At 45.7% G+C, this 14,910-nt stretch carries 10 protein-coding genes; 8 read left to right on the forward strand and 2 right to left on the reverse strand.

The window, feature by feature from the left end:
- Positions 1–23: 23 nt before the first annotated feature.
- Entirely contained in the window at positions 24–905 is an 882-nt protein-coding gene (locus HFD99_RS19540) for a MetQ/NlpA family ABC transporter substrate-binding protein (protein ID WP_016819515.1), read from the forward strand.
- A gap of 67 nt (positions 906–972) precedes the next feature.
- On the opposite strand, the gene HFD99_RS19545 is transcribed toward HFD99_RS19540, so the two are convergent.
- Entirely contained in the window at positions 973–1,812 is an 840-nt protein-coding gene (locus tag HFD99_RS19545; RefSeq protein ID WP_045245060.1) for an AraC family transcriptional regulator, read from the reverse strand.
- Positions 1,813–2,051: 239 nt separating this feature from the next.
- Between HFD99_RS19545 and HFD99_RS19550 the strand changes: the two genes are divergently transcribed.
- The 6 genes from HFD99_RS19550 (at position 2,052) to HFD99_RS19575 (ending at position 11,412) form a co-directional block, all read left to right on the forward strand.
- Positions 2,052–4,235, forward strand: a complete 2,184-nt coding sequence (locus HFD99_RS19550; protein WP_123796770.1) for an alpha-galactosidase — start codon at positions 2,052–2,054, stop codon at positions 4,233–4,235.
- A 130-nt stretch (positions 4,236–4,365) separates the two neighbouring features.
- Positions 4,366–6,147 (forward strand): cache domain-containing sensor histidine kinase, encoded by a 1,782-nt coding sequence (locus HFD99_RS19555; RefSeq protein ID WP_123796771.1) that lies wholly within the window; start codon positions 4,366–4,368, stop codon positions 6,145–6,147.
- Entirely contained in the window at positions 6,144–7,694 is a 1,551-nt protein-coding gene (locus HFD99_RS19560; RefSeq protein WP_123796772.1) for a response regulator transcription factor, read from the forward strand. Before HFD99_RS19555 ends, HFD99_RS19560 begins: the two co-directional genes overlap by 4 nt.
- Positions 7,695–7,780: 86 nt before the next feature.
- The gene (locus HFD99_RS19565; protein ID WP_016819520.1) at positions 7,781–8,737 is read left to right on the forward strand and encodes an ABC transporter permease; all 957 of its coding nucleotides are present in this window, start codon (positions 7,781–7,783) and stop codon (positions 8,735–8,737) included.
- Between the two features lie 14 nt (positions 8,738–8,751).
- Positions 8,752–9,690 carry a carbohydrate ABC transporter permease gene (locus HFD99_RS19570; RefSeq protein WP_016819521.1) on the forward strand — a complete coding sequence of 313 codons (939 nt, stop codon included), beginning with the start codon at positions 8,752–8,754 and terminating at the stop codon, positions 9,688–9,690.
- 42 nt (positions 9,691–9,732) lie between these two features.
- Complete coding sequence (locus HFD99_RS19575) at positions 9,733–11,412, forward strand: ABC transporter substrate-binding protein (RefSeq protein WP_016819522.1); 1,680 nt, start codon at positions 9,733–9,735, stop codon at positions 11,410–11,412.
- Positions 11,413–11,643: 231 nt separating this feature from the next.
- Here HFD99_RS19575 and HFD99_RS19580 read toward each other — a convergent pair whose 3' ends face one another.
- Positions 11,644–13,701 (reverse strand): glycosyl hydrolase, encoded by a 2,058-nt coding sequence (locus HFD99_RS19580; RefSeq protein ID WP_225164839.1) that lies wholly within the window; start codon positions 13,699–13,701, stop codon positions 11,644–11,646.
- Between the two features lie 357 nt (positions 13,702–14,058).
- On the opposite strand from HFD99_RS19580, the gene HFD99_RS19585 reads away from it, so the two are divergent.
- Complete coding sequence (locus HFD99_RS19585; RefSeq protein WP_025363919.1) at positions 14,059–14,853, forward strand: GNAT family N-acetyltransferase; 795 nt, start codon at positions 14,059–14,061, stop codon at positions 14,851–14,853.
- The last annotated feature ends 57 nt before the right edge of the window (positions 14,854–14,910 follow it).

A 14,910-nucleotide genomic window follows, 5' to 3' on the forward strand; every position in this document is an offset into this window, starting at 1 on the left:
AGCATGATCTGGGGGAAAACAACATGAAGAAATCGTTCGTTTTACTATTAGGGATTAGTTTATTACTCGTAGCCGCAGGGTGCGGTAATAAAAGTACAGACAGTAATGGCTCCAGCTCCGCTTCCGGTGCGGAAACGCAAAAGGTAGTCATTGGCTCCATGGGGTCTGACGCGCAGATTTGGAAGCATATTGCTCAATCCCAGGCCGCCAAGGATGCCAAGCTGGATATTGAAGTAAAGGAAATTAACGGTGGAATCGAAACGAACAATGCGACTAAACAAGGCGATGTGGACGTAAATGCATTCCAATCGTGGGCATATCTAGTGAGCTATAACAAAGAGAGCAAAGCCGATTTGAAGGCGATAGCCACTACTTATCTGGAGCCGATGGGGATTTATTCGCAAAAGTTCAAAAGTATTGATGAAGTGACCGACGGAGCGCTGGTGGCTCTGGCGGACAATCCGGCGAATACAGCAAGAGGTTTGAAGCTGTTGGAAGCATCCGGTTTGATTAAACTTAAAGCTGACTTTAATGATGCTTTAGGTACAGTCAATGATATTACGAGTAACCCAAAAAACTTGAAATTTGAACTCATCGACGACAAAACTGGTCCACGCGTGATTCAAGATGTAGGCTTGGTGTTGATCGGGAACACGATTGCTTTAGAAGGCGGTCTGAATGTACTGAAGGATTCCTTGTTCCACGAAGAGATCAGTCAGGCAACAAAGAACAATATTAACGTTCTGGTAACTTCATCGGATAAGGCAAACGATAAGGGACTACAAAAATTAGCGGATCTCTATCATAACGAGGATACTCAAAAGTACATTAAGGATGAATTTGGCGGTACCAAAGTAGAGGTTAAAGAACCTGTTTCTTATTTGGAAGGACAAACTGCAAAATAAACATAAAAGAGGTCAGCCAGTTTTCTGGTTGACCTCTTTTATTCGTTAGAGGCTTCTACTGGTAATTTCAGTAGTCGTTTTGCATTTGAGCATGGGTTTCGGCTCGATAATGTTTGGGAGAGAATCCCTTTACCTTTTTAAAAATTTTTGAGAAGAGTAAAGGGTCATTATAGCCGACTGAACGGGAAATATCGCCTATCGAAAGTTCAGCGTTACCCATCATTTCACAAGCTTTGTTGATCCTGTAGCGAATCAGATAGTCCTGAATGCTTGTGCTTACTCGTTGTTTAAATAACGAACATAAATAACTCCGATTGAGTCCGATAAAATTTGCAATATGCTCAATGGTAATTTTCTGAGCATAATTCATTTCGATAAAATCCTTCACTTTTTCAACGTAAATTTCCGCCCGACCTTCCTTTTGTCCAGAGAACGTTGCCGGACTGAACTCAATTAGCTCCGATAACATTGAGTAAAGCAGCCCGGCCAATCTGGTTTCCCGAGCTTTATGATACCCACTTGATTCGTTCATTTGCTGCAAATACTGATAAATCAAATGCTCTCCTTCAAAGTAGAGGATTGGGGACATCATCGTCAGGCCTGCCTGCTTGAGGAGTGTTTCTGCCAGTGACCCGTTAAAACCAAACCAGCAATAAGACCAAGGATTCACTACATCGGCTTGATAATAAGTGATGACTTGCGGGCAGATTAGGAACCATTGTCCTTTCCGTAAGCGATAACTGAACCCACCGACCTCGAAGGTACCCTCCCCGTCCAAAATATAATGGAGCAGATAGTGATCTCTTATAGCAGGTCCAAAAAAGTGACCGGGTATGCATTCCTCTATGCCAAACTGAGTTAGATACAATTCAGAGTGATGTTTACTACGTGGCAAATACTCAATCACGGTATATCTCCTTATGTAAATTATCAAGCATTATAACATAAATAGTGAGTACCATGCCATGTACTTCATATCTAAAATTAATATATGATTTCTATAGAACCTATTGCTATATCATTGAATCTTATCAAGCTTTACACCATATGGACTTAGTTGATGGCTGTTACAAAAGGGTTGTTCTAAGTGCCATTTTAGGTGTGGATCTCCGATGATTATTATCTAAGAGAGGGGTTATTTTCCCAATGGGTATCATTGTTCAAGAGCAACCGGGGCTGTTTCATTTGCAGTCGTCGGGCATGAGTTATATTATTCAGATTGTCGATGGATTTCCTGTGCATGTATACTGGGGAGACAGTTTGAAGCACCGTGAGCCCATGGCTGATCTATTGCTTCACACTCCCGCGACGGCTGGATTAGATCGGCTGCCGCAAGAATACCCGCAGTATGGGAGTGGAGACTTCCGTACACCGGCGTATCAAGTAGAGCTTGAGGATGGAACACGCATCACGGAGTTAAAGTACGATGGTTACCGGATCATTAAGGGAAAGCCATCTTTACCCGGGCTTCCGGCCGTTTATACCGAGAATGAAGCCGAAGCGGATACGTTGGAACTGGAATTAAAAGATGCCTTTTCAGGTCTTAAAGTGGTTCTTCTTTACACCGTCTTCGCGGATCGAAACGTAATCGCTCGTTCGGCTCGTCTAAGTAATGCGGGGGAACAAAATCTTCGACTCCTCCGCGCGCTAAGTGCCAGTGTCGATTTCGCGGGGAAAAGCGATTTAGAGTTCATGTATCTTTCGGGAGCATGGGCTCGGGAAGGGAATATTACCCGCAAACCGATTCTTCAAGGTGAAACCCGAATTGATAGTAAAAGAGGCATGAGCAGCCATCAGCTCAATCCTTTTACTGCATTAGTCACGCAGGAGACCACGGAAAGCCAGGGTGAGGCATTCGGCTTTAGCCTTGTGTACAGCGGAGGCTTTGAGGCGGGAGCAGAATTAGATTCATTTGGCTCTACACGGTTTAGCATTGGCGTAAACTCGTTTGACTTTTCATGGTTACTGAATCCAGGGGAGAGCTTCCAAACGCCAGAAGCCGTTATGGTTTATTCCGGTCAAGGACTGGGAGAAATGTCGCGTACATATCATCGCTTGTATCGGACTCGGCTTTGCCGAGGGACATATAGGGATGAAGAACGCCCTATTCTGGTCAATAACTGGGAGGCTACCTATTTTGACTTCGATGCGGATAAGTTGGTATCGATAGCGAAAGAGGGGGCTGAGCTAGGCATCGAACTCTTTGTCTTGGATGACGGTTGGTTCGGCAAACGGGATTCTGACAATTCGTCTCTCGGTGATTGGTACGAGGATCGTCGGAAGCTGCCAGACGGACTGGCCGATGTTGCCAAACGTATCAATCAGCTGGGTCTTAAATTCGGACTCTGGTTCGAGCCGGAGATGATCTCCCCAGATAGTGAGCTGTACCGGAAGCATCCAGACTGGTGCCTTCATGTTCCAGGGCGGCGACGTAGCGAAGCCAGATGGCAGCTGGTGCTGGACTATACTCGCAAGGAAGTACGCGATTACATCTACGATTCGCTGGCGGCCATTTTCTCCAGTGCCCCAGTCTCTTACGTGAAATGGGATATGAATCGCTGCCTGACGGAAATTGGTTCCGCTGATCTGCCGCCGGAACGCCAATCCGAGACTGCCCATCGCTATGTTCTTGGATTGTATGAGCTGTTAGAGCGCGTCACCACCGAATTTCCGCATATTCTTTTTGAGAGTTGCTCAAGTGGTGGAGGACGTTTTGATCCAGGCATGCTTTACTACATGCCTCAAGTCTGGACTAGTGATAATACCGATGCGGTGGAACGCCTGAAGATTCAATATGGAACTAGCCTTGTCTATCCCGTAAGCGCCATCGGAGCCCATGTGTCGGCCGTTCCGAACCATCAAGTTGGACGCATAACGCCCCTTGATTTTCGAGGTGATGTCGCCATGTCTGGAAATTTTGGATATGAGCTTGATCTCACGAAATTTACTGATGAGGAAAAAGAGACGGTTAAACGTCAAGTCACAGCATACAAGCAGATTCGTGGCTTAGTACAGAAGGGTGACTTGTATCGCTTAAAGAGTCCGTTTGAACATAACGAGTCGGCTTGGATGTTTGTTTCCGAAGACCAAGAGGATGCCGTCGTCTACTATTTCCAAGTGATGGCTGTCCCGAACGCGCCTTGGCGAGCTCTGCGCCTTGATGGACTAAATCCAGAGCTCGAATATGAAGTTCAGTCAGGAAATAGCGGGCAAAAGTCTATCCATGGGGGGGATAGGCTTATGAAGTTGGGCCTCCCTCTTGTCTATAGACAGAAAGACTATGAAAGTGGATGGTTCAGGCTTCGGGCCATAAAGTCCAGCAAGGCTTAGGGCTTAAAGGATCAGTACAACAGTACAATTGGCGAAAGATAGAAAACAATTGATTGAGTTATGCATGCCCCTTTTTGTATGAAAAGGGGTATTTTGCGCGTATCAGCGTACTGATCGGGGAGGGCAAGCCATGTTTTTTATACGAATGATGAATGATATGAAACTAAGGAAGAAGATGACGCTTACATTCATTTCGGTAGCTGTTCTTCCCTTGCTGTTATGTGGCCTGTTTCTGACGGGAAAGCTCCGAGAGGCCGTCATTAGGGACGCTTTTATGCAAGTATCCAACAATGTCGAGCGGGTCCGAAATCGTACAGAAGAATTGATTAAAGTGCCGCTGGACATCTCATACCGGCTAACCAATGACAATCGGATGAAAATGGTGGCTAGCCAAAAGTATGACAGCTACATCGAAGTCATTCAGGCTTATCGGGAGTATACAGGTATTCGTGACTACCTCCAATTGTACAAAGAGATATCCGGCATCCGAGTCTATGTCTCTAATCCTGGAGCATTGAACAACTGGGAATTTATTCAGCCGGACGAAAGAATCACAACCGCAGATTGGTACAAGGAGGCCATCGCACAGAAAGGATTGGCTGGCTGGAACTTAATCAAGGATGAGAGGGACGATGCCGATTATCTCAGCCTGATTCGTTCATTCGCAGTGAATTCACTAGGGCAAAAAGGAGTATTGGTCATCAATGTTAGTAAGCGCCAATTAAATTCAATCCTGAATCAGGAATCGTTCCCTACCTTGATCGTGGATAACCGGAATCAGATCGTCGCGTCCAATGAAGCAGAGTTGTTCGGAAAGAATCTATCTGAAATTCATGCCGACGAGAATATACTTTTCCAACAGGAGGGAAGTTACAACACACTCATTAACGGAAAAGCGTCAAAAGTGGTGATCGCAAATCTAACGCCACAGAACAGCTGGAATGGACTTCGCATTATTTCCGTTTTTTCCGTTTCCGAGATTACCCGAGATGCTAATCAAGTGATATGGCTCGGTGGAGTCGTGATCACGGCCAGCCTGATATTTGCAGCCTTACTTATCTATGCTTCTGCTTCGCTATTATCCAGAAGGATTCTCCGCTTGAGCAAGCATATGACCCAAGTAGGGGCGGGCTCATGGCAAACCTATCTCCATATCGACGGAAAAGATGAAGTTGGTCTACTATCGAGAGAATTTAACGCGCTCGTCAGTAACGTAAACCATTTGGTCCAGGAGGTTCAAGAAACGAATCGTCAGAAAAGTCTGGTGGAGCAAAGGCAAAACGAGATCAAGTTTAAAATGCTGGCAAGCCAGATTAATCCGCATTTTCTCTTCAATTCTTTGGAGTCCATCAGAATGGAAGCCCACATTCGCAAACAGGACGATATCGCCAAAGCAGTATGGCAGTTGAGCGCGTTGTTACGCAGCAGTCTGGAGGCCGGTAACGACAAGATTCCGCTGCGTAAAGAGCTTGAGCGGGTGTGCTGTTATCTTGATCTTCAAAAGTTCCGGTATGAAGAGCGTTTGGAGTATCGCTTAACGATTGATCCGGATTTGGAGGAAATGTTGGTTCCACCTCTGATTATCCAACCATTGGTGGAAAATTCTATTGTACACGGTCTGGATAATCAAGCAGAAGGAGCTGTCATTGAAGTGAAAGTAAAGGAAATCCCAGAAGGGGTCCGAGTTATGGTATGTGACAACGGCGCCGGTTTCACAGGTGATCGTCTCGCCCTTGTACGAGAAGAGCTTGCTGCATCCGTACATGAGCAGGAGGTCCAGCGAATTGGATTGCGAAATGTAAACGATCGTCTTGTCTTATTGTATGGGACCTCTAGTGCCTTAAGCATTGAGAGCGAGCCGGGGAAAGGCACTTGTATTCAGTTTTTCATACCTGGGGGTGAATCCAAATGATTAAGGTAGTTATCGTTGACGATGAGCCGAAGCTTCGTCAAGGCCTTCAAACGCTGATTCCATGGGAGAGTCTTGGGTTTACCGTTACAGCTACGGCAGCCAATGGAAAAGAAGCATTGGAAGTCATCCAGGAAAAGTCCCCCGATGTCGTAATCGTCGATATCCGCATGCCGGTTATGGATGGCTTACAGTTGATTGAGCACTTGAGATCTGACGGTCATCATTTACATTTTATGATCCTCAGTGGATATGCCGACTTCGAGTATGCCAAGCAAGCGATCAAATACGGGGTGTGCGGCTATCTCCTTAAACCGGTGGACATTGTTGAAATGTCGGCCAGTTTAAAGCAGGTACGCGAGCGGATCGAAGAGGAGCGCCTTCAACGGGAGTGGCGTAAGAAGGAGGTTATAAATCGGGATTTATACCTGCACAGCCTGCTCGTCTCTCAAGAGAAGACGGAAGATCCCACCAAGTTGAGAAGTAAGGCAGTAGAAGCAGACTTGTTGTGGACCCACTACGAAGTTGTGGTCGTGTATCCGCGCGTTTCCGAAGTGGACCGTTCCGATATCGCATACCAGCTTTCGAATGGATTGAAGGCAACGATCGAGGGGCAGATGATGGGACTTGTCACAGTAATCCCGCCGTATACGGTCCTTTTGCTCAACGAGCCGCTGCGTGGAAGACAACGACGCGAAACTCTGTACAACGAGATTCGTAACGCTGCGGATAAGGTCCGGTTCGCCGCTGCAACCGGAGGGGGAGTAACTGCTCCCGAAGATATTTGCAAATCTTTTTTAAAGGCCCAGGAAGCGGTAAAACGATCCTTTTTCAGCGAGAAGAACCGACTGCTAGATCCGTATCCTTTCTTTTCTCCTTCGCTGGCTTCCCCCGGATTGTCTGTCGATAAAGCTGAAGAAACGATGGAGGAATTCATCTTCCGCCTGTATTACAGTCTGGAAGTAGGAAACCAGAATGTCATACTACCATTGTTGAACGAGGTGGCAGCATTTTTTCTCCAACAGGGGCAAGATGAAAAGTCGATCAAAGAGTCGTTCTTCTTTCTATCCAATGCGATCATTCACAAGCTGACCGCGGGGTTCTGTATCGAGTTGAAAGAGACGGAGGAAGTTTCCCGTTTTTTGAATGGGATATACCAGCATGATCACCTAGATGACCTTTTGGAAGAGACCTACCGTTTCCTGCTAGCTTTGGCGAAAGACTCCGAACCTCGTGGAAAGGAGCAGGAATTCAAAAAAATGATCGACTTTATTCACAAGCATTATGCAGACAACCTGAGGCTGGAAGCGTTAGCCGGACTACTAAACTACAGTACCGCCTATTTGGGCCAGCTCTTTAAGAACAAGACAGGGGAGTACTTTAACACCTATCTGGACAGAGTCCGTATCCACAAGGCAAAGGAGCTACTGGATCAGGGAATGAAAGTTTACGAAGTCGCTGAAAGCGTGGGCTACACAAGCGTCAACTACTTTTACAGCAAATTCAAAAGGTACGAAGGCTGTTCACCGTCGGAATATAGAAATCCATAATTTGTGGATGATTTTTCCCGAAATCCGTTATCTGGGCTCTGACTCTCCTCTGTTTTATGATGGATTTTAAGAGAGGGGATGAGAAAATGAAAGCGGTAACAGCAAATTCGGAAAACGTATACAAAAAACCGAAGAGGAATGCTTGGAAGGTATTTAAAAGCCAAAGGTATCTTTACTACATGTCTATTCCGTTCGTTATTTGGGTCTTCGTCTTTCAGTATTTGCCGCTATGGGGCTGGACAATGGCATTTCAGAAATACAGACCCGGTTTGAGTTTTTTTGAACAGAAGTGGGTGGGCTTGGAGCATTTTCGTACTTTGTTCCAAGATGATCATTTCTACCAAGTACTGCGGAACACGTTGGCTATGAGTCTTATGGGACTGGTCGCTGGTTTTATTGTACCGGTTGTCTTTGCTCTATTGCTCAACGAGGTTCGCATACAAGTGATAAAGCGATTTGTTCAGACCGTATCTTATCTGCCACACTTTGTTTCATGGGTGGTTGCTGCAGGCATCGTCACCAAAATGCTTTCAGCGGATGGCGGTGTCGTAAACGATATGCTCATGGGTCTAGGCATCATCGATCAGCCAGTCCAGTTTATGGCCCAAGGTAAATTATTTTGGTGGGTTGTAACTTTCGGAGACATCTGGAAGGAAACCGGTTGGAACGCCATTATTTATCTGGCTGCCATCGCCGGTATTGGTCCTGAATTATACGAGGCTGCGCGGGTGGACGGCGCTAGCCGATTCCAGCAAATGTGGCACATTACGCTGCCGGGAATCCGGCCGACCATTATCATTCTCCTGATTATGTCTATTGGCCATCTGCTCGGTACGGGATTCGAGAAACAATTTCTGCTGGGCAATCACCTGGTCATCGATTACTCTGAAGTACTTGATTTGTATGCGCTTAATTATGGTCTGGCGATGGGACGTTACTCTTTCGGAACGGCCATTAATATTTTCAATTCGGTGATCAGCCTAGTCCTATTGTTTGCGGCTAACGGAATCTTTAAGCGCTATACCAACGAGAGCATTATGTAAGGAGGAGAATGGACATGGAGGCTGTCAAAAGCACTACGCCGGTCGGCGGATTAAACAACAAGCTTCAGGCGAAATCACCACAAGACCGAATCCTGGGGGTAGTTGTTTATCTTTTCATGATTGTGGTCACCGTTCTGACGATCTACCCGTTCTTAAATGTGCTGGCTATCTCTTTTAACGATTCGGTAGACACCATTAGAGGGGGAATCACCATCTGGCCAAGGCAATTTACGTTGAAGAATTACGATTTGATTTTCACCTATGAGGGGTTAATCACTGGATTCAAGATCTCCTTTCTGCGGACCATCATTGGCACCGTAGCGGGTTTGGTCAGCGGCTCGATGCTTGCCTATACACTTGCCCGAAGTGATTTTCAAGCTAGAAGGTTCATCTCCATCTTTCTTGCTGTCACTATGTATGTTTCCGGGGGGTTAATTCCAGGTTTTATCCTGATGAAGGAACTGCATCTAATTGATACATTTGCCGTCTATATTTTACCAGGTCTTGTAAGTGCGTTTAACGTCTTCATTATTCGTTCCTTCATTGACGGTCTGCCTTATGCGTTACAGGAATCAGCCAAGCTGGATGGTGCCAACGATTTCACAATCTACTGGCGCGTTATACTTCCTCTTTGCAAACCGGCATTAGCGACCGTAGCACTCTTCTTGGCCGTTGGGCAATGGAACTCTTGGTTCGATACTTATCTGTTTAATGGGTCCAATGAATCGTTGACGACCCTGCAATATGAATTGATGAAAATTTTGCAAAGTACGACAACAAGCGCAACCAATTCCCAGGACGCTGCCAATATGGCGGAGCGTATGGCACAGGTATCCCCGGAATCGGTTAAAATGGCAATTACCATCATTGTTACCGTGCCGATTCTTATCGTCTATCCTTTTTTACAAAAATATTTTGTTAAAGGTATGACGCTTGGAGCGGTAAAAAGCTAAAACGAAGCAGCAAACATTCATTATACAGGGAGGTTTCGCTCCATGAAGTCAAGAAAAAACAGAATGATCGTATCTTTCGTAATGTCACTGACTTTAGTGGCTACCCTAGCAGGGTGCAGCGGTAATAATCCGTCTGAGGCTACCAAGGCCGTAACTACAGGTGACATCACGCTTACTTATTTTTCGGAAGACTCCAGCACGAATTGGAATAATATGAAGGATGAAGTCGGCAAGGTCATCGCGGAAAAAACCGGAGTAACTCTAGATGCTGAATTCGCTGTCGGCGACCCGGTCCAAAAGATTTCATTGATTGCAGCCACAGGAAACTATCCTGATTTAATCGCTGCTAAGGCGGATGTCGGCAAACTTGTCGATGCTGGCGCAATCATTGATTTGACGGATTTGATCGACAAACATGCACCAAACATCAAAAAAATGCTAGGAGACAAGCTTGTTCGGGCGAAGTACAGTTTAGATGACCAATCCATCTATGTTATTCCGACCTGGTCCGCTGTCGAAGAAGAAAAAATCAAACCCGACGTAGGATTTAAACTCCAGCACCGTGTCGTCAAGGAAGCGGGATTCCCGGACATTCGTACAGTACAGGATTTCGAAAAAGTCATTAAGGACTATATAACCAAGCATCCGACGGACGAAAATGGCAACAAAAATATCGGACTGTCCCTAAATGCCGACGATTGGCATATGTACCAGGTAACCAACTCAGGCTTCCAAACGACCGGGGGACCAGACGACGGCGAATACTACATTGATCAAAAAACACACCAAGCGACTTATCATTTCCGCCGACCGGAAGAAAAGGAATATTTCCGTTGGTTAAATCACATGAATGCCATTGGATTGCTTGATTCGGAAAGCTTCGTGCAGAAGACCGATCAGTTTAAGGCAAAAGTGGCTTCTGGCCGCGTACTGGGTCTAGCCGATCCAGAATGGGACTATGGCGATGGACAAAATGCACTGAAGGCGGAAGGCAAATTCGACCAGACTTACGGTCATTACCCAGTCACCATGAGCAAGGAGTACAAGGATACCAACTTCTGGCTGCCTGGTTTTGATGGGGGATACGGAATTTCGATCTCAAGCAAGTGCAAGGACCCGGTACGCGCTATTAAGTTCCTCGATTTTCTGGCATCGGAAGAAGGTCAAGTCCTGAATAACTGGGGAATTGAAGGCAAGCATTACACGGTTAAAGACGGCAAACGGACGATTATTCCGGCTGTACTTGAACGGATGAACAATGACAATGCGGCTTTCCAAAAAGAGTCCGGAATCGGTCTATATTGGAACTTGATGGTCCATTATGGTGATGGCATCAAGGACTCAACTGGCAACTATTTTACTCGTAGTTATCCGGAACTGCTGACGGCGACTTATAACAAGTCGGAGAAGGAAGTTCTGAAGGGCTATAAGATTGAGCACTGGAAGGATCTATTCCCGAAGGAAGATGAATTCCAACCGAGAGCATACGGAGCAGCTTACACGATGTCTCTTCCCAATGACGATCCGGCTGTTATTCTCGGAGCCAAGATGAAGGATATTACATGGAAACGAATTCCGGAAGCTGTCATGACCAAGCCGGAAAACTTCGACAAGGTTTGGGATGCCTATATGGCAGAACTGGAGAAAGCCGGAGTACAAGAAATGGAAGAATCTTTTACCAAGCATATCCAAGACCGAATTAAGCTGTGGTCCACTAACTAACTTGATTCACATAAAAGAACGGGACCGTTTCCACTTTCCTGCCGGAAAGGAGACGGTCCTTTTTTCATAATGGTTTGCCATAGACGACTTTTGCTCAAGGCACAAACAAACAGCGGCTACCCCGGTTATTTTTAGAGGTGGCCGCTGTTTGTTTAAAGTAGACTACTTCGTTACTTCATGACGCTGACGGGACGGTATAGTTACGGATACGATAATTCTCATAAAAGCGCCTTACTCCGCTTTATTTTTGAATAAAGTAAGCAGGTCTTGAGGAAGCTCATCCCTCGTGATCACGTAATCGCTGTTGAACACTTTTATGAGATGATCCAGGGAGTTATATTGTCCATTGCGGATGAAGTCGCCCGTCCACGTAGTGAAAAAGAGCCAATGCGCTGAATAGGTTTGAAGCAATTCGGGATCGCTAATCGGGCCGTTTTCAGACAGACCAACCAGCTTCTTACCCTGCACGAGATTTACCAAACTGTCGTACTTTCCAATACTTGGGCTATAATTAGCCGCCTGGTTGTAGATATCCACACTTACAATATCGACGACATCATCCCCTGGATACCAGTCGGGACTCTCGGAGTTCCAAACCCAGATCAGGTTGTTCAGGTGATGGTAGTGTGTTAGGCGGTCGTACATGATACGGTACAGCTGCTTGGCGGAGTCTGGACCTTGGGCGCCCCACCAGAACCATTTGCCCTCCGCCTCGTGCAGCGGTCTCCACAGCACCGGAACGTGAGCGTCTTGGAGGCGTTTCAACTGAGCAGCAATGGCATCGATATCCCTTAGCATAAGCTGATACTCTTCCGACTCGGGATGACTAAGTGCATATTGAACGTCGAATGTAGTAGCGTCCGTGTAAAACCCGCGCCACCATTCTTTACCGGGAATATCATACAGTCCCTTAGGAGCATTCCAGTGCCATGCGAATGTGACAAGTCCACCTTCTTGGGCCCATTGAATTGCCTTTTCCACCTCAGTTGAGGTGGCGCCATGCTCGATGCGAGAGGGGGAATAATCCATCATGTCCATTGATAACATGGCAGGATACTTTCCAGTTTGGTCTTTAATCCACTGTGCATCCTCCAAAGTGTGCTGACCGGAAAGAATGTGGCTGCCGTAACTATCCACAAGATAACCCATGAGTGCCGTGGTTTCCGCAGTCGCATTCGGGTTTACTGGCTTTTTCTCAATTTGATGCAGTTTCGGGGGGGACACTGCTGATAGCTTGACGTAGTCGATATGATATTGGTCCGAGTCGACATTGAACTGTAAGATATTGTTTCCCGAATTCAGCATCAGTTTACCGCCGGATACCTCTGTGTAGCTTGCTGTTGTCGGCAGTGATATTTCGCTGGTCTGGCCGTTGACCACCAATTGGGTCTTTTTGTCTCCATTGGGGTTACTGTAACCGATTGCAAGATTGTAAAGCCCGCTTGAAGGTGCATTATAGGCAAAGGTTAACGAGCCTGTGCTTTTGAAGGCGGCGTAACCGCTACCCGAATAGCCTGTATCAGCAGCTTCGATGTTGACCTCACCAGTAATGACTCCGTCTTCGGCTTCAATTTTGCTAATTGCAGCAGGCAGATTGGCGAATTCAACCTTCACGTATTCGATCCCGTAATATCCCCAGCCTCTTGCAAAAGTAAGCTCGTTTGTGCCGGCATTCAGCATGATCTTGGTTAATATTTTCTCGTTCACTGCCGCACCTTTCGGAGGAGCAGCCAGCGTTATGTTCTCAGACATTGTGCCATTGACCTCGATGCTGGTATCCTTGGAGCCAGTGCCCGCCGGAATGTAGTAGCCGAGGCTCAGTCTATAAAGACCTGCTGTAGGCACGTTCACTTTAAACGTGGCCGTCCCGTCGGACTTGCCGGAATTTGGGTCGTAGTCATAAAAGAAGGATACATAGCCATCGCCTTTATAAAGCGTATCGCCGGTATAGGGGGTATCCCGTTTTTCTACACCGTAACCTTGAAGAATTGCATCTTTGGAGCTGACGACGATAGAAGAGGAATTGTCGTTAGTGGATGAATCTTGACTTGCATTCATCAACGTTCGGTCTTCAACATCGGTGACCAAGTGAGTTGATTCTGCTTTAGCTAAGCTTGGAATTAAACCGAGAGATACCAACAAAAAGGATAAGAGAACAAAACTGAGAATACTGAAAAACCTTTTTTTCCATGGATCTGGCATATGACTCACTCCTTGAATTAGTAGATGATACCGCCTCAATTGACCTGCAACATGCATTACGGAAAACGCTTTCATTAGTGCGTACATATGAAGTACACTTTGAAGTAATCGATGACAGGTGATTAAGGACTAGCTTGCACTTGTAAGCATTTTTTCTTCATTTGTATACGTTTTCAATATTTGGTATTCGTTTTTTGGCACCTCACCTCTCTTTAATTTCATCATAAATTAGAGGTGAGGCAGGAACCATACAATGAATTTCGGAGAAAATCATCCTTAAATTATGGATTTTTATACTCCGGTGGCAAGCAATCTTCATATATTCTTTGAGATGTATAACACAAGATTATTAAGGCTATATGGGGTAAGCGGGAAGGATAGTTTCAATTTGTGGTATCATGCCCATAAGAAGATTACCCACATGGAAATGAAAGGGACTAATACATGATTTCTCATCGACTGCTTACCTACGAAACTATTTATCAATTAACGGACCAGATTCATAGGGATCAACACTTGTTATTCTATAGCTATTTAACTCAACGTAAGGAGCAGGCTAAATTTGTTGGTCAATATGTAGATGACAAGCTGACAGGGGTCTTAGCATACTTTTGTGGGCTCTCCTTCCCTGCGTTTTCTTTCCACTGCATAAACCGAGAGAAACTTAACTTTTCAGCTCTTATTGCTTTTACAGAGGAACTCATTCAACTTAAGAAAAATACCGTTTGTGGTACAATCCTGTGTGATTGTGACCTACAACTTTTTCAGTCTCATGGGCTCATAACGGGTAACCCACAACGTTTCTTAACAATGAAGCATAGGGATCAATCGAAACTGCTCGATTCAAACGTGGCTGAGCTAGTTAAGGAAAATGACATTTCAGATATAGTGGATTTATTGCGAAATGGGGGCATGAAATTTTTTACGAGCAGCGAACTTGAACAATATCCTTTCCTTGGGATCAAGGAATGTGGCCATTTTATTGCCGCAGGCGGCTTCCACTTTTATGATTCTAAGCTTGTGGAGCTCGGGAACATATATACAAGCCCTGCTCACAGGGGGAAAGGACTAGCAAAGCACTTGACGAGCCAACTTACAAAACTGGGTAGAACACTATCATCAGATGTCTATCTGGGAGTAATGGAGGAGAACCAGGCTGCTGTACAACTTTACAAAGGATTAGGATATGAGGTTACGGCTGAGCAAACGATTGTTGATTTTAAACTATCTATTGATTGACGAACGAGGAGGGAGAAGGCCCTGGAACAGAATGATATTAATGTTCATCAACTGGCT

It is taken from the genome of Paenibacillus sp. EKM301P, assembly GCF_011800295.1.
In the GTDB taxonomy this organism is placed as follows: Bacteria; Bacillota; Bacilli; order Paenibacillales; family Paenibacillaceae; genus Paenibacillus; species Paenibacillus polymyxa.

Bases quoted from the DNA above. Each gene is read 5' to 3' on its own strand.
- HFD99_RS19540 (WP_016819515.1), top strand. From the start codon at position 24: ATGAAGAAATCGTTCGTTTTACTATTAGGGATTAGTTTATTACTCGTA.
- HFD99_RS19550 (WP_123796770.1), top strand. From the start codon at position 2,052: ATGGGTATCATTGTTCAAGAGCAACCGGGGCTGTTTCATTTGCAGTCG.
- HFD99_RS19580 (WP_225164839.1), bottom strand. From the start codon at position 13,701: ATGTACGCACTAATGAAAGCGTTTTCCGTAATGCATGTTGCAGGTCAA.
- HFD99_RS19570 (WP_016819521.1), top strand. From the start codon at position 8,752: ATGGAGGCTGTCAAAAGCACTACGCCGGTCGGCGGATTAAACAACAAG.
- HFD99_RS19555 (WP_123796771.1), top strand. From the start codon at position 4,366: ATGTTTTTTATACGAATGATGAATGATATGAAACTAAGGAAGAAGATG.
- HFD99_RS19560 (WP_123796772.1), top strand. From the start codon at position 6,144: ATGATTAAGGTAGTTATCGTTGACGATGAGCCGAAGCTTCGTCAAGGC.
- HFD99_RS19585 (WP_025363919.1), top strand. From the start codon at position 14,059: ATGATTTCTCATCGACTGCTTACCTACGAAACTATTTATCAATTAACG.
- HFD99_RS19565 (WP_016819520.1), top strand. From the start codon at position 7,781: ATGAAAGCGGTAACAGCAAATTCGGAAAACGTATACAAAAAACCGAAG.
- HFD99_RS19575 (WP_016819522.1), top strand. From the start codon at position 9,733: ATGAAGTCAAGAAAAAACAGAATGATCGTATCTTTCGTAATGTCACTG.